Origin of the sequence: Pseudomonas sp. TMW 2.1634 (genome assembly GCF_001703595.1) — a bacterium.
Classification (GTDB): Bacteria; Pseudomonadota; Gammaproteobacteria; order Pseudomonadales; family Pseudomonadaceae; genus Aquipseudomonas; species Aquipseudomonas fragi.
Window position 1 is genome coordinate 4,747,149 of sequence record NZ_CP016849.1, and the last position, 22,076, is coordinate 4,769,224.

The window sequence follows — 22,076 nt, forward strand, 5'->3', positions numbered from 1 at the left end:
CTGATTCGTCGAATCAGCCGCGATCTTTGGGTTGTAAGCGTTTTTACAAAATGTTGAACGGGATGGTCGTCACCAGGCGGAACTCGTTGATGTTGCCGTCAGACTGGTTTTTGCTGGCACGGTGTGTGGTGTAGGTGGCACGAATCGCGGTCGCTTTCAGCGGGCCACTTTGAATTGCATAGGACGTGCCAACGCTGTACTCGTAGTGGGTCTCGCCGTCCATGTTCTTCACGTCGTAGGCGGTGCCCTTGTACTTGGTGCCGTCGATATCCCAGCCACGAGCGTGGTAGGCGTTGAACTTGAGGCCCGGAATGCCGTACTGCGCCATGTTGATGCTGTAGGCCAGTTGCAGGGATTTCTCGTTCGGGCCGTTGAAGTCCGACAGCAGTGAGTTGGCCAGGTAGATGCCGTTGGTCTCGTGCAGGTAGTCGAAGTACTCGTCACCGACAATTTGCTGGAACGACAGGCTGACCGTGTGAGCCTGATGATTCAGGGCGAAGGCCAGGCTGTAGGCATCGTTGTTGATATTGCCCAGGGCCTTGCTGCCGGTGTCCAGGGTCTTGTAATAGTTGAAGTTGGTGTTCAGGGCCAGTGTGGCGCTGTCGCCCATGTCGTGGACGGCGCCGAAGTAGTACTGGTTCCAGAAGTCTTCAACGTGGGTGGCGTACAGCGTGGTCTTCAGGCTTTTGAGCGGCTGGTAGTTGAGCCCGGCAACGCTGGCGCGATCGGTCTCGATCGTGGAGGGGCCGTATTCGCTGCGAAACTTGCTCAGGCTCGACTCGGTTCGCGGGGATACGCGGTCAAAGGAGCCGGCATCGAACGACAGGTTGTTGAACTCTGCACTGTGCAGGCCCACCCCTTGAAAGCTTGAAGGCAGTGCCCGGTTACCGATCACATCGATGGTCGGGCTGCTGAAGTTCTGTCGGCCGACGGTCAGCGTGGTGTTGGAGATGCGGGCGCTGAGGTTGGCCAGGCCCAGCTTGCTCCACTGGCCGACTGCATCGCCGTCGCTGTGGGTCAGGGTGCGGTTGTTTGGCCCGGCGATGTCCTTGGCGTCGCGGTCCAGTGCTACGGCGTTGTACGCCGCGACCTGGGTGCTGAAACCGACGGTGCCTTCGGTGAAGCCCGAGGTGTAGTTAAGGATGGTGCCCTGCACCCAGTTGATGCGGCGCGGGGTTTTTTCGCGGGTGCCGTGGTCGTTGTAAGTAAAGCGGTCATCACGACGGCGAAGCTCGTTGGCGTACCAGTTGCGGGTAGTGCCGCCCAGGGTCTGGTCTTCGACAAAGCCCTTGGTCTCGCTTTGAGCGCTGCTGGCTTTCAGTTCGGTGGGCATAAATTCATCGGCACTGGCCATCGCCGTGATGCTGCTGATGGACAAGGCCAGTAACGCGTGGCTGGAGAGTTTCATGGTTGAGGCTCCTCTTTGGTTTCTTCTTTTTATGGCCGGTCTTTTTTTGTGTTGACTCGGCTGTTGTGAAACGCTTTAAAGCATTGCAAACGTTTGCCAGCTACCCGATAGGCGAAGTTTGAGCGGGCCATCAGAAGAGTGGCCTGCTGATACCGCACTGTTGTTCACTGAACCGGCTTCTGCCTCTGTGGGAGCGGGCTTGCTCGCGATGGTCGTTAACGATGACGCGTATTCACTGAGTAAATGCCGCGCCCTGAAGACCATCGCGAGCAAGCCCGCTCCCACACTTGACCAGCGTCACTGCTGATACCGGGGGGTGTTGGCAAGTTAGTCCTTGAGGCTCACGCCCGAGAAGGCGTTACGCCCAAAGGGGCTGACCGTGAAGCCTTCGACTTTGGCGCTCAGCGGCTGGTTGACCGTAGAGTGCGCAATGGGGGTGATCGGCACCTGTTGCTTGAGCAACTGCTGGGCCTGTTTGTAGAGCACCGTGCGCTGGTCGCGATCGGTCACGACCTTGGCGTTCTTGACCAGGGTGTCGTACTCCTTGTTGCACCACATGGAGTAGTTGTTGCCGCCAATCGCGTCGCAGCTGTACAGGGTGCCGAGCCAGTTGTCCGGGTCACCGTTGTCGCCGGTCCAGCCGATCAGGCTGATATCGTGCTCGCCGTTTTTGGTGCGCTTGATGTACTCGCCCCATTCATAGCTGACGATCTTGACCTTGAGGCCGATCTTGGCCCAGTCCGACTGCAGCATCTCGGCCATCAGCTTGGCGTTCGGGTTGTAAGGGCGCTGTACGGGCATGGCCCACAGGGTAATCTCGGTGCCGTCCTTGACCCCGGCGGCCTTGAGCAGCTCCTTGGCTTTTTCGGGGTTGTAGGGGGCGTCGGTAATGGTCTCGTCGTAGGACCACTGGGTCGGCGGCATGGCATTGACGGCTTTCTGGCCTGCGCCCTGGTAGACGGCCTTGAGGATCTCGTCCTTGTTGACCGCCATGTCCAGTGCCTGACGCACTTGCAGTTGGTCAAAGGGTTTGTGCTGCACGTTGTAGGCGATGTAACCGAGGTTGAAACCGGGTTTTTCGATGACCTGCAGCTTAGGGTCGGCCTTGAGCCCGGCAACGTCGGCAGGGCGTGGGTTCAGCGAGACCTGGCACTCGTTTTTACGCAGCTTTTGCATGCGCGCCGAGGCATCGACACTGATCGAGAAAATCAGGTTGTCGAGTTTGACCTGGCTCGGGTCCCAGTAGTCCTTGTTGGCGGCGTAGCGAATGTTGGAGTCTTTCTGATAGCGCTGGAACACGTAGGGGCCGGTGCCTACAGGCTTCTGGTTGATGTCGCTGGGCTTGCCGGACTTGAGCAACTGGTCGGCGTACTCGGCCGACAGGATCGCGGCAAAGCTCATGGCCAGGTTCTGGATAAAGGCGGCGTCCACCGTGTTGAGCTTCATGACCACGGTCATCGGGTCGGTTTTCTCGACGCTGGCGATGTTCTTGTCCAGGCTCATCCCGGTGAAGTACGGGAACTCGGTCGGGTAGGCCTTGCGGAACGGATGCTCGGGGTTGAGCATGCGGTTGAAGGTGAAGAGCACGTCATCGGCGTTGAAGTTGCGGGTCGGGGTAAACCACTTGGTAGTGTGGAACTTGACGCCATCACGCAGATGGAACGTCCAGGTCAGGCCGTCTTCGGACACATCCCAGCTCGTGGCCAGGGCCGGGACGGCAGCGGTGCCGCCCTTTTCAAATTCGGCGAGGCGGTTGTAAATCGGCTCGGCCGCGTCATTGTCGGTGGCGGTGGTGTACTGCGCGGTATCAAAACCGGCCGGGCTGCCTTCGGAGCAAAACACCAGGCTGTTGGCGGCACTGGCGAGCGGGCTGCCGGCAAGTACGCCGGCGCTGATAAGTACAGATAAAACCAGAGGGTTGCGCATGGCGTGCCCTGTCCTTCTTCTTGTTTTTGAGTCCTGAGCGCGCCTTGATCAAAGGCGTACGCGTCAGGGCGTCGATTTCATCATCTACGCAACCGCACCCTTGCAATGGACCGGCTGTTTGTCGACGTTAAGCAGTCGGCATTCAGCGGTAAATGCATGGGGTCTGACAAATCTGTAGGAATTGTCTCTGCGTCCTATAGCCTCTGATGTAGTCAGAAGTAGCTTTAGGCTGTAGGTGATTTCCACCGTCCTGGTAGATAGATGAATGCGGAGCTGTAGCCGCATTCACCGGTCCTGTTTATTTGCTGATGCTGACCCCATAGAAGGAGTTCAGACCGAACGGGCTGATCTTGAAGTCCTCTACGTTCTTGCGCATCGGTTGAAACACCGTCGAGTGTGCGATAGGTGTCATCGGCACCTGCTGCTTGATTATCTGCTGGGCTTCTTTGTAGAGCCGTGTGCGCTCGGCAATATCAGTGGTGGCCTTGGCGGCCTTGACCAACTTGTCGTAGTCGGGGTTACACCACTTGGAGAAGTTGTTGCCTTCCAGCGAGTCGCAGCCAAACAGGGTGCCGAGCCAGTTGTCCGGGTCACCGTTGTCGCCGCTCCAGCCAATCAGCATCGCGCCGTTTTCGCCGCCTTTGGAACGCTTGATGTACTCGCCCCATTCGTAGCTGGTGATCTTGGCCTTGATACCGATCTTGCTCCAGTCCGACTGGAGCATTTCAGCCATCAGCCTGGCATTTGGGTTATACGGGCGTTGAACCGGCATGGCCCACAGCACGATCTCGGTGCCTTCCTTCACGTCGGCTTCCTTGAGCAGTTGCCTGGCTTTTACCGGGTCGAAGGGGGCGTCCTTGATGGTGGTGTCATACGACCATTGAGTTGGCGGCATGGCGCCAACGGCCAGTTGGCCGGCACCTTGGTACACCGAGTCGATGATCTGCTGCTTGTTCACCGACATGTCCAGGGCCTGGCGAACCTTGAGCTGGGCCATCGGGTTGGGCTCGTTGCTGCCCTTGATCTTGTCCATCACGTTGTAGGCGATGTAACCGAGGTTGAAGCCTGCCTGTTCCGGCATCTTCAGGTTGGGGTCTTCCTTGAGGGCCTTGAGGTCGGCCGGGCGCGGGAAGAGGGTGACCTGGCACTCGTTCTTCTTGAGCTTCTGGATACGTACCGACGGGTCGGTGGTGATGGCAAAGATCAGGTTGTCGATCTTGACGTCTTCAGGCTTCCAGTAGTCCTTGTTGCCGGTGTAGCGGATGTTCGAGTCTTTCTGGTAGCTCTTGAACACAAACGGGCCGGTGCCGATCGGCTTCTGGTTGATATCGGACATTTTGCCTTCCTTGAGCAGCTTGTCGGCGTACTCGGCGGACTGGATGGAGGCAAAGCTCATGGCCAGGTTCTGGATAAATGCGGCATCAACCGTGTTCAGGGTGAACTTGACGGTCTTGTCATCGATCTTTTCCACCTTGGCGATGTTTTTATCCATGCCCATGTCGGTGAAATATGGGAATTCGGTGGGGTAGGCCTTACGGAACGGCATGTCCTTGTCGAGCATGCGGTTGAACGTGAAGAGCACGTCATCAGCGTTGAAATCGCGGGTCGGCTTGAAGTACGGCGTGGTGTGGAACTTGACGCCATCACGCAGGTGGAAGGTCCATGTCAGGTTATCCGGCGAGACATCCCAGCTGGTCGCCAGGCCGGGTTCAACCTTGGTACCGCCACGTTCGAACTGGCTCAAACGGTTGTAGATGGTCTCGGCCGACGCATCGAAGTCAGTACCGGTGGTGTACTGGCCCGGGTCAAAACCCGCCGGGCTGCCTTCAGAGCAAAACACCAGGTTGGTCGCTGCGTGGGCGAAAGGTGCGCTTGCCAACAGGCTGGCGCCTACTAAAAACGGAATGACCGCGTGTTTGAACATGGTGGCCTCATGATTTTTATCATTTTTGGTTTGAGGGCGACCTTGTGAGTCGACCCGGCGATACTTATGCACAGCCCATACCCAATGCAATATCCGAAAGCGGTTGCTGATTAAAAACGTGGAACGATCGTACAAGAATGTCGCTTTTATATAAGTTATGACGCATTTGATCGTTTGCGTCGGCGTTTTTGACGTATTTGCTTACACGTTTTGCGACTCCAGCCACGGTGGCTGCACTGTTTCAGGTCAGGGTTGTTACTTATTCAGACTACCGTCCAGGAACATGCTGATTAGTGACATCGAGCCTTGGGAGCGTTGTTTAATACTAGGACGGTCTGCCGGGTTTTTCCCGCGGGCATAAAAAAGCCCCTGGCGCGCGGGGGCGTCAGGGGCTTGTGCGGTGGAGCCAGGTTTACTGCATCTGGACTTCGATCACGCCGTCGGCGCTCATGCTGACTTCGCTGGTGCCAGCTTCGACTTCAGGCGTGGGCGCCGAGTCCATTGCCGGGGCGGCGGCTTTCATCATCATTGCGCTGCGCAGGTAGGGTTGCGGGTAGCCGTTGGTGTTGAGGTTCAGGTTGACGATCTTGTAACCCTTGCCGCCGAGCGCATCGGTGGCCAGTTGGGCGCGGGCCTTGAAGGCATTGACAGCGTCCTTGAGCAGCGCGTCTTCGCTGGTTTTGCGCGTGGCATTGGCGACCGTGAACTGCATGCTGCCCATTTTCAGGGTTTGCATCAGGTCGCCGGTAAGCTTGGACAGGGCTGCAAAGTCGGTGCTTTCCAGGCGCAGCTCTGCACGTTCACGCCAGCCGGTGATCTTCTGGGTTTTGTTGTCGTAAATCGGGTAGCTGTTGCGATTGCCCTGGCGCAGGGTGACGTCCTTGACCGATTTAGCCTGGCCGATGGCCTTGTTCATCGCGGTGGTGATTTCTGCGGCCAGCTTGGCGGCGTCGGTGTTTTGCGCTTCGGTGTAGAGCGTCACGATCATCAAGTCGCGAGGCACTTCCTGGCTGGCTTCGGCGCGCAGGGAAATCTGGTTGTAGTGAATGTCGTCAGCCAGGGCCGGCAGGCTGGCAAGCGCGCCGATGCTCAGGGTCAAAAGGGCAGCGGTGCGTTGGAAAGTGGACATGGAAGCTCCTTGAATGAGGACAGTAATGGCCATATGACTCTAATTAACGGCTATCAGTTCGCCCGCTTACATTTTCGATACATTTGGCGGCTACTTCTTTGTCCCCTGTGGGAGCGGGCTTGCTCGCGATGCAGGCACCGGTGTGTGTCAGCCAGACCGCGTCGAAGCCATCGCGAGCAAGCCCGCTCCCACACAGTTTGCCCAGATGCAGGCCATTAGCCGCTTTTTCATAAAAAACACTGTGGCTCTTTGCCGCACTTTTGCCTGTCAGGCCGCCTGCTTGGTTATACTCCCGGTGATCCGCCTGGAGCGCTCATCAGGAGAGCTCATGCTCGCCCCCGTTCAGTTATTGTCCGCAACACGCCAGAACCTCTGGCGTCTTACGTTTATCCGCATGTTGGTGCTGGCCGCGCAAGCGGGTTCAGTGGGCTTTGCCTATCTGTTCAACCTGCTGCCGCTGCCGTGGTTTCAGCTGAGTATCACCCTCGGGTTTTCCATGCTGTTGTGCGCGTTTACCGCAATCCGGTTACGCACCACCTGGCCGGTCACCGAGCTGGAGTACGCCCTGCAGCTGGCTTGCGACCTGTTTATCCACAGTGCCCTGCTGTACTTTTCGGGTGGCTCGGCCAACCCGTTTGTGTCGTATTACCTCGTGCCGCTGACCATCGCTGCGGTCACGCTGCCGTGGCGCTATTCGCTGGTGTTGACCGGGATTGCGCTGGCGCTCTACACCTTGTTGCTGTCGCAGTCGTTCCCGATAGACACGGTGCCGTTCTTCCGCGAAAAGCTGCAGATTTATGGCATGTGGTTGAGTTTTGCCCTGTCTGCGGCCGTGATTACGTTCTTTGCCGCCAAGATGGGCGAAGAGCTGCGCCGCCAGGAAGAACTGCGCGCCTTGCGCCGTGAAGAAGGCCTGCGTGACCAGCAATTGCTGGCCGTGGCCACGCAGGCGGCCGGTGCCGCCCATGAACTGGGCACGCCGTTGTCGACCATGAGTGTGCTGCTCAAGGAGATGCGCCGCGATCACCTTGATCCCGAATTGCAGGACGATTTGAGCGTGCTGCAGGATCAGGTCAAGCTGTGCAAGGAAACCCTGCAGCAACTGGTGCGTGCCGCCGAGGCCAACCGTCGTCTGGCGATTGAAGTCCAGGACGTTACGCAATGGCTGGATGAAGCCCTGAACCGCTGGCACTTGATGCGCCCCGAGGCCACCTATCGCTTCCAGTGCCTGGGCCACGCGCCGGTTCCGCGCCTGGCGCCCCCTCCGGATTTGACCCAGGCGCTGCTCAACCTGCTCAACAATGCCGCCGATGCGTGCCCGGAAGGGCTGGAAGTGACGGTGGACTGGGATGCGGTTGATCTGACCATCAGTATCCGTGACCACGGTCCGGGTGTACCGTTGGCCATCGCCGAGCAAATCGGCAAACCCTTTTTTACTACCAAGGGCAAAGGCTTCGGTCTGGGCCTATTCTTGAGCAAGGCCAGCGTGACCCGCGCTGGCGGCTCGGTAAAACTCTACAGTCATGAGGATGGCGGTACGCTCACTGAGCTGCGCCTGCCACGTGTCGCCCGAGGAAATGAAAATGAGTGAAGAAATTCAGGTCGAAGGCGAAGAACTGCCGCATTTGTTGTTGGTAGATGACGACGCCACTTTTACCCGCGTGATGGCCCGCGCCATGAGCCGCCGCGGTTTTCGCGTCAGCACCGCCGGCTCCGCCGAAGAAGGGCTGATCCTGGCCCAGCAGGACCTGCCCGATTTCGCGGCACTGGACCTGAAAATGGACGGTGACTCCGGCCTGGTCCTGCTGCCCAAGCTGCTGGAGCTCGACCCGGAAATGCGCGTGGTGATCCTCACCGGTTATTCGAGCATTGCCACCGCTGTCGAAGCGATCAAGCGCGGGGCCTGCAACTACCTGTGCAAGCCGGCGGACGCGGATGACGTGCTCGCCGCCTTGTTGTCCCAGCATGCCGACCTCGAAACCCTGGTGCCGGATAACCCGATGTCGGTGGATCGCCTGCAGTGGGAACATATCCAGCGCGTGCTGGGTGAGCATGAAGGCAATATTTCGGCCACGGCCCGCGCCCTGGGCATGCACCGCCGAACCTTGCAGCGCAAATTGCAGAAGCGTCCGGTGCGACGCTGAACGGGAGCTGTAGTCGCGTGCAATGCACCTTGCATGCTGACGGCTGCAGCTTCTAACCTGTAACAAGACGTGTCCCAGCGTCGTGGGCCGGTCGTCCTGACCGGCTTGCAGGTTGCTCTTTACTCCCAACGAGCCTGAACGATGAATCAGAACGCTGAGCCTTCTGTCGTGAATGATGCTGTGCGTGGGAATTTCATCCCTCGGGTCTGGCGCCTCATAACCCCTTACTGGCGCAGTGAAGAACGTGCCAAGGCGTGGTTGCTGTTGATCGCCGTGGTGGCCCTGTCGCTGGTCAGCGTGGGCATCTCGGTGTGGATCAACCACTGGTACAAGGACTTCTACAACGCGCTGGAAAACAAGGACGCCAAGGCGTTCTGGAGCCTGATTGGTTACTTCGGGATCATTGCCGCGGCAGGTATTGTCGGTGCGGTGTACAGGCTCTATTTGACCCAGATGCTGACCATTCGCTGGCGTCGCTGGCTGACTGAACAGCACTTTGCCCGCTGGCTGGCGCACAAGAACTACTACCAGCTGGAGCAGGGCGGTTATACCGACAACCCTGACCAGCGCATCAGTGAAGATATCAATTCGTTCACCGACAGCACGCTCACTCTGGGCCTGGGGTTGATCCGCAACGTAGTCAGTCTGGTGTCGTTTTCGATCATCCTGTGGGGTGTATCGGGCAGCATTGAGGTTTTTGGCATCACCATTCCCGGTTACATGTTCTGGTGCGCACTGTTGTACGCCGCCGTGGGCAGCTGGCTGGCGCATTTGATCGGTCGACGGCTGATCGGCCTGAGCAACCAGCAACAGCGCTTCGAAGCTGACTTGCGTTTCTCGATGGTGCGGGTCCGTGAAAATGCCGAAAGCATTGCCTTGTACAACGGCGAGGCCAATGAGCATGAGCGCCTGAGTACCCGTTTCAACAAGGTCTGGAAAAACTTCTGGACGCAAATGAAGGTGCAAAAACGCCTGACGTTTTTCACTGCCGGTTACTCGCAGATCGCGATTATCTTTCCGTTTGTCGTGGCCGCGCCGCGCTACTTTTCCGGCAAGATCGAGCTGGGCGAGCTGATGCAAATCAACTCGGCCTTCAGCAATGTGCAAGAGAACTTCAGCTGGTTTATCGATGCCTATGTGACCCTGGCGGCATGGCGTGCCACCTGCGATCGTCTGCTGAGCTTTCGTCAGGCCATGACCGACAATGAGCAGCGCTTGCCGGCGATTGATGTACAGCACCAGGGCGAAGAGTTGCAGATCAAAGACCTGAGCCTGGATCTGGCCGATGGTCGGCCACTGTTGCATGGCGCCAGTTTGCAGGTGCAGGACGGTGAGCGGCTGATGCTCAGCGGGCGCTCCGGCAGCGGCAAAAGTACCTTGCTGCGGGCGATGGGCGGCCTATGGCCGCGGGGTGGCGGGGCAATCCGTTTACCGCGTGAGCGGGCGTTGTTTTTGCCGCAAAAACCCTACTTGCCCATTGGCACCCTGCGCGATGCCCTGAGTTATCCACAGACCGGTGATGCCTACGCGCCGGAACGTTATGAACAGGTGCTGCGCACGTGCCGCCTGGAGCACCTGATCCCCAAGCTCGACGAGGTTAACCACTGGCAGCGGCTGCTGTCGGGTGGTGAGCAGCAGCGCCTGGCCTTTGCCCGGGCGCTGCTGTATCGCCCGCAATGGCTGTATATGGACGAATCGACCTCGGCAATGGATGAGGAGGACGAAGCGATGGTGTACCAGGCCCTGATCGATCAACTGCCGGGCTTGAGCATTGTCAGTGTCGGCCATCGCAGCAGCCTTGCGCGCTTTCATCCACAGCATGTGCGGATCGTCGAAGGGCAACTGGTTGCGCAGTAGAAGGGGCGGGCGGGCAACATGCTAGAGTGCTGCTTCCCGCTTTCTGGAACCTGACATGAGCCTTCTATTTCGCAGTGCGGCGCTGAGCCTGCTGCTGGCCAGCCTGCCTCTGGCGGCGGCACCTGTGGCTACGCCGTTGTTGCATGGGCAGTTTCTGCCTGCCGATGACCTGCAGTTACGCAGCGAGGTGCCCGAGCAGCAACAACTGATGCTGGTCACTTCGTACTCGGTGGTGGTGGGCAGCCAGCGCCAGTCCAACCAACAGCCGATCCCGGTCACTTCGCCCTTGCTGGTGCGCCTGAAGGGCAAGCCCATGAGCCAGGGTGCGACCGTGCGCCAGGTGCTGATTTCGTTCGATGGTGAAAGCAAAAGCCTTAAAAAGCCCGCGTTCGACAGCAAGACCCGAACCCTGAGCCTTTCCTACCCGCAGAGCCAGTACCGCGTGGTGATTGACCTGCTGCGCAACGACACGCTCTATGTACAATTTTTGACCTATGCCAATGGCCATATTTGGGCCGACTTGCACACCGGCAGCGTGCGCGCGCGATAAGCCTTGGGTAAACTGCGGGCCCCGTGAAGTATCAGCAGGCTGGAGCCGGATATGCGTAAAGACAAAAAGCAGTTGATTGGTGACGAGATCGGCGACGAGCAGATCAAGTTGTTCCTGGACTTTGAGCCCGTGGACGCCACTTCGCCGTCGCTGCACAAACTGATCAAGGCCTACCGTGGCCTGCGCATCGATGACTTTGGGCGCTTCCTGACTTTCTTCAAGGAAGCCGGCTACGACCTGGATGGTAAAGACGAACAGGGTCAGACGTTCGTGGACATCATCAAGGACCAGCGCAATGCAGACGAGTACATCGAGCTGATCGACCAGGCTCGCGGTTGACCCACCCCCTGTAGCAGCTGCCGAGGATCGAAGGCTGCGTCCGGCGGCTTCGTCGGAGTGCCGCACCATGTCGGACGCAGCCTCGTTCCTTCGGCAGCTGCTACGTTCTGATTCACGAGTTACCTTGCATTGGGCTTACGCCTTTGCAGCGCCCCGATACAGGGCAACAAAAAAGCCCCTCGCCCTGAAACAGGGCGAGGGGCTTTTTTTGACGTGTGAAACGTCAGTGTGGCATTACGCGATGCTGGTATTGGCGCTCTGTGGTGCAACCAGTTCCAGCAACTCGGAGTTGCGGGTGCTGATTTCACGGTACAGGTCGGCGTCGGTTTCGAGGACCTTTTCCCGTGCCGGGAAGATTTCCTTGAGCTTGGCCGCCCACTCGCCCGTGGCTTTTTGCGCAAAGCAGCGTTCGATCAGGTCGAGCATGATCGAAACGGTGACCGAAGCGCCTGGCGAAGCACCCAGCAGAGCGGCCAGCGAGCCGTCCTTGGCCGCAACCAGTTCGGTGCCGAACTGCAGGACGCCGCCTTTTTTCGGGTCTTTCTTGATGATCTGCACCCGTTGCCCGGCAATCTCAAGACGCCAGTCTTCAGCCTTGGCCTGCGGATAGAAACGACGCAGGGACTCCAGGCGTTGTTCCATCGACTGGCGCACTTCGCTGACCAGGTACTTGGTCAGGTCCATGTTGTCGCGAGCCACGGCCAGCATTGGCCCGATATTGCCCAGGCGGATCGACATCGGCAGGTCAAGGAACGAACCGTGCTTGAGGAACTTGGTGGTGAAACCGGCATAAGGCCCGAACAGCAGCGACTTTTTGCCATCCACCACACGGGTGTCCAGGTGCGGCACCGACATCGGTGGCGAACCCACTGCGGCCTGGCTGTAAACCTTGGCCTGGTGCAGCTTGACCACTTCCGGGTTGTCGCAACGCAGCCATTGGCCGCTGACCGGGAAGCCGCCATAGCCTTTGCTTTCTTCGATGCCCGAAGCTTGCAGCAGCGGCAAGGCCGCGCCACCGGCACCGAGGAACACGAATTTGGCATCAACGTGGCGGGTGTTGCCGCTGTTGGTGTCCTTGATGCTCACCGTCCAGCCGCTGCCGTTGCGCTTGAGGCCGGTGACTTTTTTGCTGTACTTGATCTGGGTGTCCGGTGCGCTGGCCAGATGCTTGAGCAGTTGCTGGGTCAGGGCGCCGAAGTTGACGTCGGTGCCATGCTCCACACGGGTGGCCGAGATGTGCTGGTCCGCAGGGCGGCCCGGCATCATCAGGGGCATCCACTCGGCCATCGTGGCTTTGTCTTCGGTGTATTCCATGTCGGCAAACGCATGGTGCTTGCTCAGCACCTCAAAGCGTTTTTTCAGGAAGGACACGCCTTTTTCGCCTTCAACGTAGCTCAGGTGAGGAACCGGGCTGATGAAGGACTTGCATGAACCGAAGGTGCCTTTTTGTGCCAGGTAGGCCCAAAACTGTTTCGACACTTCGAACTGGGCATTGATATGCACAGCCTTCTTGATGTCGATCGAACCGTCGGCGGCCTGCGGTGTGTAGTTCAGCTCACAAAGGCCAGCGTGACCGGTACCTGCGTTGTTCCACGGGTTGGAACTCTCCGCGGCACCCGAGTCCATCTGCTCAACAACTTCCAGCTTAATGCCGGGGTCGAGCTCTTTGAGCAGTACGGCGAGGGTGGCACTCATGATGCCCGCTCCAACCAGTACTACGTCGACTGCTTCGTTATGCGCCATTAACGCGTCTCCAAAATCTACGGCACCAAATTGACGGCATAGCTGCCAGGTGTCCGGGGCGTGTGTCTGATTAGCCCCGGGCCACTCGTGGCCAGGATCGCCATGTCCGATTCTTCGCAATTTCTTGCAGCTTCAGCGGACGCCACCAACCGGGCCTTCAAGGTTCATATGAACGCATTTCAGTCCCCGGGAGGCAATTCGACTTAATGTCTAGAGCGTCCGTTCGTGCAACCAAATCCGTGAGCGGACAGGCTTCAGTCTTGTGCTGTGGAGCCGACTTCGATCCTGCTTGGTGAAGCAATTTCAGACGCTAATGGTGCATGTTCAGACGCAAAACTTTTCATTTGCTCGCCACACTCTTGTGAAGTTGTGAAACCCGTTTTTTTTTCACGCTCTTTTGGATACGTGAACCTCAAAAAAGGGCTGTCGCAAGCCAGGCACCGAACCAGGGGCCGAGCGTGATGACAGCTCTGGCAGATCATGCAAAAAGTGGGGGTTACGCCATGAAAATCAAGCGCACCAGCTTCACATGATCTGTGTGGGCGGCTCTCTGTGGGCGGTTTTGGGGTGCCAATGCAAGCGCATTAGCGATGTTGCGGGGCCCGATCAGGAGACGTCCTTATAATCGGGGGGAGATTGTAGCGAAGAAACGTGGGCAATTGATCCTGTTAAATGACTTTTATTGGTGCGCCGGTCAGAGGCCCAGCAGCGGTTGCACCGTCGAACGCCGTGCGGGCGAGGCAATACGGGCGTTGGCGGGTAGCACCTGGTGCAACCAGTTAAGGCGGATTTCTTCGATTTCGACCCAACTGTCGCCGACCGGCGGTTGTTTGCATTGCTTGAAGGCCTGGCAGCGGCCTGCCGGATCAAGGCGGGCGAAGCAGCGGTTGGGGCGGTTGAGGCCGAGCAGGGTCAAGAGCATGTTCATGGCGGCACCTGTTGAGTCAGTCGTTGCGACTATGCCCTGAGCAGGTGACATCAGGATGAATTGGCCATGACAGGAGGGTGACAGCTTGCAGCTAGTTCGCAGGCGTCCGGCACCCTATACTGACGGCCTGTTATACCCAGTCCTGGAGAGATAAGCATGTTGCAACGCCTGTTGTTCGGTTTGATTACTGTGACCAGTTTGACCCTGGTCGGCTGCGCCCACAGCCCGCAACAACTCAGCCCGCAACCCAAGCTGACCACCCAGCTCGCCCCCGTGGGTCGTGGCCAGCCAGTGGTGGTGCGTGTGGTGGACGGTCGTCCTTCGCCAACCCTGGGCACCCGCGGTGGTATGTACCCGGAAACCAGCGCGATCAGCGTCAGCAGTGCCGACTTGATTCCCAAGCTGCAAGCCCAGGCCGAAGCGGCCGTGCGCCTGCTGGGTTTCACCCCGACAGCCAACGCGATGAACGCACCAACCCTGACCGTGACCCTGGCCGAACTCAAGTACCAGTCGCCCAAGGACACCATGTACGTGACTGAGGCTACCATCGGCGCGACCTTCCGCTCCGATGTGAAGAACGGTGGCCGTACCTATAGCGGCCGTTATGGTGCCTCGCTGGACCAGCGCTTCGGCATGGCGCCGAATCAGGAAACCAACACCAAGCTGGTGAGTGACGTGCTCAGCGACGCCCTGACACGGGTGTTCAAGGACCCGACCATCGGTCGTTTGCTCAGCGAGTAATCGCAGGCAAAACAAAAAGCCCGAACTCGTGGAGTTCGGGCTTTTTTGTGTTCGAAGGTTTCAGGCCGCTTCGGCGTACAGCTCCAGGCGGCTGACGCCGGTGAGCAGGTCGGTCTCGGGCAGGTCGGCATGGGCGTGGCCGCTCAGGGCGCAGTAAACCAGCCAGTGGCGGTCTTGCACGTTAAAGGCCAAGCCCTCGATCAATGCCTGCTGTTCGTCGCTGGGGGCGATAAGGTACAGGCGGTCCTGGTTTTCTGCGTGCAACATGACAAGCTCCGTGTCGGTGTCGAGGGGCCACAGAGTGGCCTCTCTACATGGCGATACGGTGACAGCAGAAATTACCCTTGTGGGAGCGGGCTTGCTCGCGATGCTGACGACTCGGTCGTTCTGCTTGACCGTGTTGATGCCATCGCGAGCAAGCCCGCTCCCACAAGGGTGGATGGGGTTACAGGGGCAACCCCGCCTTGATCCGATACTGGTTACGCACCGGCATCGCATACTGCAGCACCAGATACGGGCGATGCTCGGCCGGGCAGGCGTCCAGGCGGCGTTGCCATTCCTGTTGGGCCTTGGCCAGCTCTTCGGCACCGAATACCTCGGCGGCGGTGGGCACTTGCAGCTCGGCCTCAGCCTCAGCCCACTGCGCATACGCCAGGTAGTGCGCCGGGAACAGGCGGTAGCCGCTGAGAATATGACGATCCATTTCCGCGGCAAGCAATTTGCTGTCCTCGAAAGGTTCGGTCACCGGGGCGGCAAAGTTCACATGCACGCGGCCTTTATAACCGGTAATGCCGTTGGCGATGCTGGTGTCGTCTTCGCCCGGGGCCTTGCTGTAGGTGCCCGTGGTGGCGCGTATGTACAGCTCGCGGGCCTTGGCCTGGTCACAGGGGTCGTATTCGTAGCTGATCGACACCGGCGTCAGGTTCAGCGACTGGATGACCTCGGCAAACGGCTCGTCCTTGCGGCTCATATGAAACATTTTCAGGATCGCCGAGTCGGTGCGGTCATCACCGTCCTTGGCCCGGCCTTCCGCCTGGGCAATCCAGATCGACTGGCAGTCGTTACGGATCGAGTGGTTGATATAGGCCGACAACAGTTGATAGGCCGCGAGCTTTTCCCGGCGCCCGGTGATCGAGCGGTGCACGATAAAGCTCTTGTTCAGGCGCATCAGGTCGCTGACAAACGGCTTTTGCAGCAGGTTGTCGCCAATGGCAATGCGCGGCGTCGGCAGGCCGGCGTGGTACACGGCGTAATTGACGAAGGCCGGGTCCATCACGATATCGCGGTGGTTGGCCAGAAACAGGTAGGCGCTGCCAGACTTCAGTTGCTCGACGCCCGTGTAGGTCACGCCGTCGGTGGCATGCTCGATGGTGCGGTCGACGTAAACCTCGACCTTGTCCTGCAAGGACGCAACCGAATTGACGCTGGCGAACTCTTTGCGCAGGCGATGAGCTATAAGTGGTTTTAACAGCCAGCCGAAAGCGCCAGCCAGGCGCGGAAAGCGAAAGTGGGTCAGGATATCCAGAAACGCCTTGTCGCTGAGCAGCCGGGCCAGCACTGCTGGTACTTCGGCGTCGTCGTAAGGTCGGATGCTATCGAATTGGCCCATCATGCTCTCTTGTTGGAAACGACTAGGGTTGGTACGCAGGGCAGGGCAAAAATAATAGCCCTGCTAATAGACCGGCGATTATACGCACAAGTCACTCTGGAGACCGCGATGCTTGAAACTGAACGCTATGAATGCCCCTATTGTGGCGAGCCGGCAGAAGCGGTACTGGATCTTTCGGGGGGCGATCAAAGCTACATTGAAGATTGCCCGGTGTGTTGCCGACCGATCCTTTTCCATCTTCAGACCGATGGTCATGAATGGATGCTCGATGTACAGACCGAGAATGAGTAGTGAGTGAAGACCATGCAACGCATCTACGAGCCGGAAAACCTGATGGAAGCCGAATTGTTGCTGGGCATGCTGGCCAGTGAAGGCATAGCGGCGACCCTGCAGGGCCGTGATTTGATTGGCGGTACCGGGGAGTTGCCGGCCTTGGGGTTGTTGGGGCTGGCGGTAGCCGATGATCAGGCGCGCTGCGCACGCGCGTTGATCGATGCGTACAATGCGGCCACGCCGGTGGCGGGCGATGAGCCCGACAGCGTTGCAGATGTACTGATCTGCTGACGCCTGCAGCGGTTTTTTCAGTGCTATATAAAAGAAGAGTTGTGCTGCCCCATGTGTGGACGTTTTGCCCTGTTTCGCTGGAACCCTGCGTTTGCAGCCTTGCCCGGTTTTCCGGCGGATCAGCAGGCCCAGTGGAACATTTCGCCCAATGATTCGGTATTGATCCTGCGTGCGGGGGCCGAGCCTGGCCAGCGAGAACTGGCGCGGGCGCGCTGGGGCCTGACCCCGGCCTGGCTCACTGACCTGTCGCGTACCCCGGCCCACGCCCGTGCCGAAACTGTGGTCGAACAGCCCATGTTTCGCGATGCCTTGCGCGAGCGTCGCTGCCTGATCCCGGCCAACGGCTTTTACGAGTGGCGCGGCACGACCCGCAAGCGCCCCTATTGGCTAACCCCGGGGGAGGGCTCCTCGCTGTTTTTTGCCGGTATCTGGGAGGCCTACCCGGTGGCCGGGCATGTGTGGCTCAGTACTGCGGTGATCACCCAGGCTGCCGCCAGCCAGCGCCGCCCGCTGATTCTGGATGAGGCCGGCCAGCAGGCCTGGCTTGACCCGCAAACCCCGCTGCATGTGCTGCAGGCACTGCTGGCCAGCCAGCAGATGGCGTTGCGCGAACGGCCTTTGGCCAATCTGGTCAATGATCCCAAACTCAATGCCCCCGAGTGCCTGACGCCGGGTTGAGATACGATGCGCAGCATCTTTATGGAGAGCTTTGATGGGTAAGTTAGCGGTAGTGTGCGCCGTGGGCGCCGGGTTGTTGCTGGGCGGCTGTCAGGCGGTGAATACCACCAATGGCGGCGCCGTGGGCGTAGAGCGCAAGCAGTACATGTTCAGCATGCTGTCGAGCCAGCAGGTTGATCAGATGTACGCGCAGTCGTACCAGCAGACGGTCAGCGAGGCCAGTACCAAGGGCGCCCTGGACAAAACCAGCGCCAACGCCAAGCGCCTGCAGGCCATTGCCAACCGGTTGATTGCCCAGGCCCCGGCCTTTCGCCCGGATGCCGCGCAATGGAACTGGGAAGTGAACCTGATCAAGAGTGATGAACTTAACGCCAACTGCGGCCCTGGCGGCAAGATCATCTTTTACAGCGGGATCATCGAACAGCTCAATCTGAGCGACGATGAAATTGCCGCGATCATGGGCCATGAAATTGCCCACGCCTTGCGTGAGCACGGGCGTGAATCCATGTCCAAGGCCTACGGTATCGAGATCGCCAAGCAGGGTGCTGGCGCCTTGTTGGGGTTGGGGCAGGACAGCCTGGGGCTGGCTGACACGGTGGTGAACTACAGCCTGACCTTGCCCAACAGCCGCAGCAATGAAAACGAAGCGGACCTGATCGGCCTGGAGCTGGCAGCCCGTGCGGGTTACAACCCGAATGCGGCGATCACCCTGTGGCAGAAAATGGCCCAGCAATCACAGAATGCACCGCCGGAATTCATGAGCACCCACCCGGCCTCCAGCAGCCGGATCGCGGCGCTGCAAGCGGCCATTCCAAAAGTCATGCCGCTGTATCAGCAAGCGCCGAAATCGTGACGCTTGTTGTGGGAGCGGGCTTGCTCGCGATGGCGTCTACGCGGTTCAACTGAAAGACCGCAGTGCCTGTATCGCGAGCAAGCCCGCTCCCACACAAAGTCTGGGTTACACCCAGCCGCTGATCTGCATTGCCTTGTACACCGCCACGACGGCCAGTACCACGAACGCAGTGGCAGCCAAGCGGCGGATAAGGGTCAACGGCAGTTTGTCGGCGGCAAAGTTGCCCGCCAAAACCACCGGCACGTTGGCAATCAACATGCCCAGGGTGGTACCGATAATCACCAGCCACAAGTCCGGGTACTGCGCGGCGAGCATGACGGTCGCCACCTGGGTCTTGTCCCCGATTTCGGCAATGAAGAAGGTGATCAGCGTGGTCACGAACGGCCCGTACTTGCGTGCGGTGCTGGCTTCGTCGTCGTCCATCTTGTCGGGCACCAGGGTCCACAGCGCGGTGGCGGTAAAGCTCGCGGCAAGGATCCAGTGCAACATGGCATCGCTGAAGAAGGTACTGAACCAGGCACCTACGGCACCGGCTGCAGCATGGTTGGCCAGGGTCGCGACCACGATACCGGCAATGATCGGCCAGGGTTTGCGAAAGCGTGCGGCCAGAATGAGGGCAAGGAGTTGTGTCTTGTCGCCGATTTCGGCCAAGGCAACGATTGCAGTAGGGACAAGCAGGGAATCGAGCATCATCAGGTGGTTTCCAGGGGCGGGTCGACACGGCTATGACACGTACAGCCTCCCCGCCCCGGGTAAGGTGTTCGTGTCATAGGTCTTGTCAAACCCCGGTCCGTCTGTGCGGACACCTGGGTCGCATACGCCATGGTCTGTTGACCAAGTATGTTGACGTATGCCGGACGAGCTTGACGCTCGTGGGAGACTACTCCCCTAGGACGGAGCGGATTCTGCCTAGGCAAATCCGATCCGGCAAGCCCTTATTTTTACAACGTATCAACGACGCTTGGCGCTGTAGATGCGAAACCCCTGACCTTCGGCCTTGACCGAACAGGCACCGAAATGCTCTTCGATCAGCGGCTGGTAGCGCAGGAAGCTGTTGGCCACAATCCGCAGTTCGCCGCCTGATTTCAGATGTTTGGCTGCTTTTTGCAGCAAGTTCTCGGTGGCGTGGTAATCGGTGTGTACCCCGACATGGAACGGCGGGTTGCTCAGGATCGTGTTCAGCCCCATCGGCGCGGCGTCGATGCCGTTGCCGGTAATCACTTCGCCTTCCAGGCCGTTGGCGGCCAGGGTCAGGCGGCTGCTGGCAGTGGCGAAAGCATCCACGTCGAGCAAGGTGACGTTGTTGTGCGGGTAGCAACGTTTGACCGCAGCCCCGAGCACGCCCGCACCGCAGCCGAAGTCCAGCACGTGGCCGCTGGGCAGCTTGTCCAGATGCTCAAGCAGCAGGGCGCTGCCGCGATCCAGGCGGCCGTGGCTGAACACGCCGGGCAAACTCACGACCTTGAGCGGGCCTTCGGCCAGCGGCAGTTCGTAATGTTGCGCCAGCTCATGCAGCACCGGTGCCGCAGGCGCGTTTTCCACGGTCACTTGCCACAGCTGGCAGTGCCGTGCGCTGTCGAGCTTGCGCGGTTTGCCAAACGGGATCAGTTGCTTGGAGGCGCCTTCGATGCCGCCCTTTTTTTCACCGACCAGAAACACGTCGGCACCCGGCAGGCGGGCGGCCACGGCCTTGAGCACGTAGTCGCTCAACTCCTTGGACTTGGGCAGAAACACCACGGCGGTGTCGAACGCCCGCTCAGGGATATCGACACCGAACTGCACGCGCCCGGCAAAACGGGCGTCGAGCACGGCCTGGTCACCGGCATGCCAGCACCAGCCGTGGGCATCGGGCAATTCGTTCAGCAACTCGTCAGCCGGCAAGCCGACCAACAGCACCGAGCCTTGAAAGTATTCAGGCTGACGAAGCAGTACTTCACTGCGCGGATCCATAATCTGCTCCTCAAAAAGGGGCGCAGTCTATCAACTGACGACCCGCAGCGCTGTACCGTTAAAGAACGCTTCGGCGTTTTGCGCCAGTTGGCCGACGATCCGCTGCCGGGCTTCACGACTGCCCCAGGCGCTGTGCGGGGTGATGATCAGGCGCGGAATGTCGGCGGCAAGCAGCGGGTTGCCGTCGCGGGGCGGTTCGACGCTCAGCACATCGGTGGCGGCGCCGCCCAGGTGACCGCTGCGCAGGGCGTCGGCCAGTGCCTGTTCGTCAATCATGCCGCCGCGTGCGGTGTTGACCACGAAGGCACCGGGCTTGAGCAGGGCCAGTTCGCGGGCGCCGATAAAATTACGCGTGTGCTCGGTGAGCGGGCAGTGAAAGGTCAGGGCGTCGACCTGGGGCAGCAGTTCGTCGAGCGCAAGGCGCCCGGCACGGGCCGGGCGCCCGGGGATCTGGCCGATCAATACGCGCATGCCGAACGCTTCGGCCAGTTTCGCCACCGCGCTGCCCAACTCGCCGTGACCGAACAGGCCCAGGGTCTTGCCTTCCAACTCGACAATCGGAAAATCCAGCAGGCAGAACTGTTTCGACTGCTGCCACTGGCCATCGGCCACGGCCTTGTTGTAGTCCACCAGGCGCGTGGCCAGTGCCAGCAGCAGGCCCAGGGTGTGTTGCGCCACCGACGGCGTGCCGTAGCCCTGGCAGTTGGCCACGGTGATGCCCCGGGCGCGGGCGGCCTCAAGGTCGACGTTGTTGGTGCCGGTGGCCGCCACCAGAATCAGCTTCAGGTCCGGGCAGGCCGCCAGGGTTTGGGCGTTGAGCACGACTTTATTGCTGATGGCCACACGGGCGCCTTGCAGACGCTCGATCACATTGGCTGGCGTGGTGTCTGCGCACAGTTGCACGTCGCCGAAGGCGCGACGCAGCGGCTCAAGGTCGAGATCGCCCAGGTCCAGTGAGGTGTAATCAAGGAATACGGCGCGCTGAGTGTTAGTCATCAACTGTACCTTTTGTGCTGTGAAATGAAGGCGTAATGTGGCGAGCCTAACAGAAGAAACAATTTGTAATGGAGCGGCGCATGTACTGGACAGAATTTTTGACTGTTGCCCTGATTCACCTGCTGGCGGTGGCCAGCCCCGGGCCTGATTTTGCCGTGGTGGTGCGCGAGAGCGTCACTCACGGTCGCCGCGCGGGGATGTTTACCGCCTTTGGTGTGGGCACGGCGATTTTCGTCCATGTCGGTTATTCGTTGCTGGGTATTGGCATTATCGTGTCGCAATCGATTGTGCTGTTTAACGCCCTGAAATGGCTGGCGGCGGCTTACCTGCTGTATATCGGCATCAAGGCCTTGCGGGCCAAGCCGGCCGACCCTGCAGCGCTGGCGGCCAGCTTGCCGGTGGGCGAACGCACGGCGCGCGGTGCTTTCACCTCGGGCTTCGTGACCAACGGGCTGAACCCCAAGGCGACGCTGTTTTTCCTGTCGCTGTTTACCGTGGTGATCAACCCGCATACCCCGCTGTCGATTCAGGCCGGTTATGGCGTGTACCTGGCAGTGGCCACCGGGGTGTGGTTCTGCATGGTCGCGATGCTGTTCAGCCATCAGCGCGTGCGTACCGGTTTTGCCCGCATGGGCCACTGGTTTGACCGCACGATGGGCGCGGTACTGGTGGCGCTGGGTGTGAAACTGGCATTTACCGAGATGCACTAATCGCCAAATATCCCGTAGCAGCTGCCG

22 protein-coding genes and 1 riboswitch are annotated in these 22,076 nt (G+C 59.6%); of the genes, 11 read left to right on the forward strand and 11 right to left on the reverse strand.

What is annotated here, in order from left to right; translation table 11 throughout:
• Positions 1-43 precede the first annotated feature (43 nt).
• The 4 genes from BFC21_RS22560 to BFC21_RS22575 form a co-directional block, all read right to left on the reverse strand.
• A complete protein-coding gene (locus BFC21_RS22560) occupies positions 44-1,408 on the reverse strand; it encodes an OprD family porin (protein ID WP_120266501.1) in 1,365 nt (454 codons plus the stop codon).
• A 327-nt stretch (positions 1,409-1,735) separates the two neighbouring features.
• Positions 1,736-3,334, reverse strand: coding sequence for an ABC transporter substrate-binding protein (locus BFC21_RS22565; protein WP_120266502.1), 1,599 nt, complete (start codon positions 3,332-3,334; stop codon positions 1,736-1,738).
• A gap of 298 nt (positions 3,335-3,632) precedes the next feature.
• Positions 3,633-5,258 (reverse strand): ABC transporter substrate-binding protein, encoded by a 1,626-nt coding sequence (locus BFC21_RS22570; RefSeq protein WP_120266503.1) that lies wholly within the window; start codon positions 5,256-5,258, stop codon positions 3,633-3,635.
• A 412-nt stretch (positions 5,259-5,670) separates the two neighbouring features.
• On the reverse strand, positions 5,671-6,387 hold the full coding sequence (locus tag BFC21_RS22575) for an SIMPL domain-containing protein (RefSeq protein ID WP_088378982.1): 717 nt from the start codon (positions 6,385-6,387) through the stop codon (positions 5,671-5,673).
• 328 nt (positions 6,388-6,715) lie between these two features.
• On the opposite strand from BFC21_RS22575, the gene BFC21_RS22580 reads away from it, so the two are divergent.
• The 5 genes from BFC21_RS22580 (at position 6,716) to BFC21_RS22600 (ending at position 11,277) form a co-directional block, all read left to right on the forward strand.
• Positions 6,716-7,978 carry an ATP-binding protein gene (locus tag BFC21_RS22580; protein ID WP_088378983.1) on the forward strand — a complete coding sequence of 421 codons (1,263 nt, stop codon included), beginning with the start codon at positions 6,716-6,718 and terminating at the stop codon, positions 7,976-7,978.
• Complete coding sequence (locus BFC21_RS22585) at positions 7,971-8,531, forward strand: response regulator transcription factor (protein ID WP_016779485.1); 561 nt, start codon at positions 7,971-7,973, stop codon at positions 8,529-8,531. Before BFC21_RS22580 ends, BFC21_RS22585 begins: the two co-directional genes overlap by 8 nt.
• Before the next feature lie 141 nt (positions 8,532-8,672).
• A complete protein-coding gene (locus BFC21_RS22590) occupies positions 8,673-10,388 on the forward strand; it encodes an ABC transporter ATP-binding protein/permease (protein WP_120266504.1) in 1,716 nt (571 codons plus the stop codon).
• Positions 10,389-10,443: 55 nt separating this feature from the next.
• Positions 10,444-10,938 (forward strand): hypothetical protein, encoded by a 495-nt coding sequence (locus BFC21_RS22595; protein WP_095005057.1) that lies wholly within the window; start codon positions 10,444-10,446, stop codon positions 10,936-10,938.
• 51 nt (positions 10,939-10,989) lie between these two features.
• Positions 10,990-11,277: a PA4642 family protein gene (locus BFC21_RS22600; protein WP_016779488.1), complete on the forward strand. Its 288-nt coding sequence runs from the start codon at positions 10,990-10,992 to the stop codon at positions 11,275-11,277.
• A 234-nt stretch (positions 11,278-11,511) separates the two neighbouring features.
• Here BFC21_RS22600 and mqo read toward each other — a convergent pair whose 3' ends face one another.
• Both mqo and BFC21_RS22610 read right to left on the reverse strand, forming a co-directional pair.
• Positions 11,512-13,020, reverse strand: a complete 1,509-nt coding sequence (gene mqo / locus BFC21_RS22605; RefSeq protein ID WP_088378986.1) for a malate dehydrogenase (quinone) — start codon at positions 13,018-13,020, stop codon at positions 11,512-11,514.
• A 694-nt stretch (positions 13,021-13,714) separates the two neighbouring features.
• Positions 13,715-13,948 (reverse strand): hypothetical protein, encoded by a 234-nt coding sequence (locus BFC21_RS22610; protein WP_088378987.1) that lies wholly within the window; start codon positions 13,946-13,948, stop codon positions 13,715-13,717.
• 156 nt (positions 13,949-14,104) lie between these two features.
• Here BFC21_RS22610 and BFC21_RS22615 point away from each other — a divergent pair, with 156 nt between their 5' ends.
• On the forward strand, positions 14,105-14,689 hold the full coding sequence (locus BFC21_RS22615) for a YajG family lipoprotein (protein WP_016779491.1): 585 nt from the start codon (positions 14,105-14,107) through the stop codon (positions 14,687-14,689).
• A 60-nt stretch (positions 14,690-14,749) separates the two neighbouring features.
• Here the strand turns inward: BFC21_RS22615 and BFC21_RS22620 are convergent, their stop codons facing one another.
• Both BFC21_RS22620 and BFC21_RS22630 read right to left on the reverse strand, forming a co-directional pair.
• Positions 14,750-14,956, reverse strand: a complete 207-nt coding sequence (locus BFC21_RS22620) for a hypothetical protein (RefSeq protein WP_016779492.1) — start codon at positions 14,954-14,956, stop codon at positions 14,750-14,752.
• 178 nt (positions 14,957-15,134) lie between these two features.
• Entirely contained in the window at positions 15,135-16,301 is a 1,167-nt protein-coding gene (locus tag BFC21_RS22630; RefSeq protein WP_088378988.1) for a 1-acyl-sn-glycerol-3-phosphate acyltransferase, read from the reverse strand.
• A 105-nt stretch (positions 16,302-16,406) separates the two neighbouring features.
• Between BFC21_RS22630 and BFC21_RS22635 the strand changes: the two genes are divergently transcribed.
• Genes BFC21_RS22635 through BFC21_RS22650 form a run of 4 tightly spaced genes read left to right on the forward strand, consistent with a single transcriptional unit; the run spans position 16,407 to position 18,393 of the window.
• The gene (locus BFC21_RS22635; protein ID WP_088378989.1) at positions 16,407-16,589 is read left to right on the forward strand and encodes a CPXCG motif-containing cysteine-rich protein; all 183 of its coding nucleotides are present in this window, start codon (positions 16,407-16,409) and stop codon (positions 16,587-16,589) included.
• Positions 16,590-16,601: 12 nt separating this feature from the next.
• Complete coding sequence (locus BFC21_RS22640; RefSeq protein ID WP_088379578.1) at positions 16,602-16,862, forward strand: putative signal transducing protein; 261 nt, start codon at positions 16,602-16,604, stop codon at positions 16,860-16,862.
• A gap of 51 nt (positions 16,863-16,913) precedes the next feature.
• Positions 16,914-17,540: an SOS response-associated peptidase gene (locus tag BFC21_RS22645; protein ID WP_088378990.1), complete on the forward strand. Its 627-nt coding sequence runs from the start codon at positions 16,914-16,916 to the stop codon at positions 17,538-17,540.
• A gap of 34 nt (positions 17,541-17,574) precedes the next feature.
• Entirely contained in the window at positions 17,575-18,393 is an 819-nt protein-coding gene (locus BFC21_RS22650; protein ID WP_095005055.1) for a M48 family metallopeptidase, read from the forward strand.
• A 105-nt stretch (positions 18,394-18,498) separates the two neighbouring features.
• On the opposite strand, the gene BFC21_RS22655 is transcribed toward BFC21_RS22650, so the two are convergent.
• From BFC21_RS22655 to BFC21_RS22665, 3 genes are all read right to left on the reverse strand, one after another.
• A complete protein-coding gene (locus tag BFC21_RS22655; RefSeq protein ID WP_086799543.1) occupies positions 18,499-19,083 on the reverse strand; it encodes a TMEM165/GDT1 family protein in 585 nt (194 codons plus the stop codon).
• A gap of 91 nt (positions 19,084-19,174) precedes the next feature.
• A riboswitch (yybP-ykoY riboswitch) is annotated at positions 19,175-19,294 on the reverse strand.
• A gap of 50 nt (positions 19,295-19,344) precedes the next feature.
• The gene (locus BFC21_RS22660; RefSeq protein WP_088378992.1) at positions 19,345-20,343 is read right to left on the reverse strand and encodes a class I SAM-dependent methyltransferase; all 999 of its coding nucleotides are present in this window, start codon (positions 20,341-20,343) and stop codon (positions 19,345-19,347) included.
• 30 nt (positions 20,344-20,373) lie between these two features.
• A complete protein-coding gene (locus BFC21_RS22665) occupies positions 20,374-21,339 on the reverse strand; it encodes a 2-hydroxyacid dehydrogenase (protein ID WP_095005053.1) in 966 nt (321 codons plus the stop codon).
• A gap of 80 nt (positions 21,340-21,419) precedes the next feature.
• Between BFC21_RS22665 and BFC21_RS22670 the strand changes: the two genes are divergently transcribed.
• Positions 21,420-22,049, forward strand: coding sequence for a LysE family translocator (locus BFC21_RS22670; protein WP_016779501.1), 630 nt, complete (start codon positions 21,420-21,422; stop codon positions 22,047-22,049).
• The last annotated feature ends 27 nt before the right edge of the window (positions 22,050-22,076 follow it).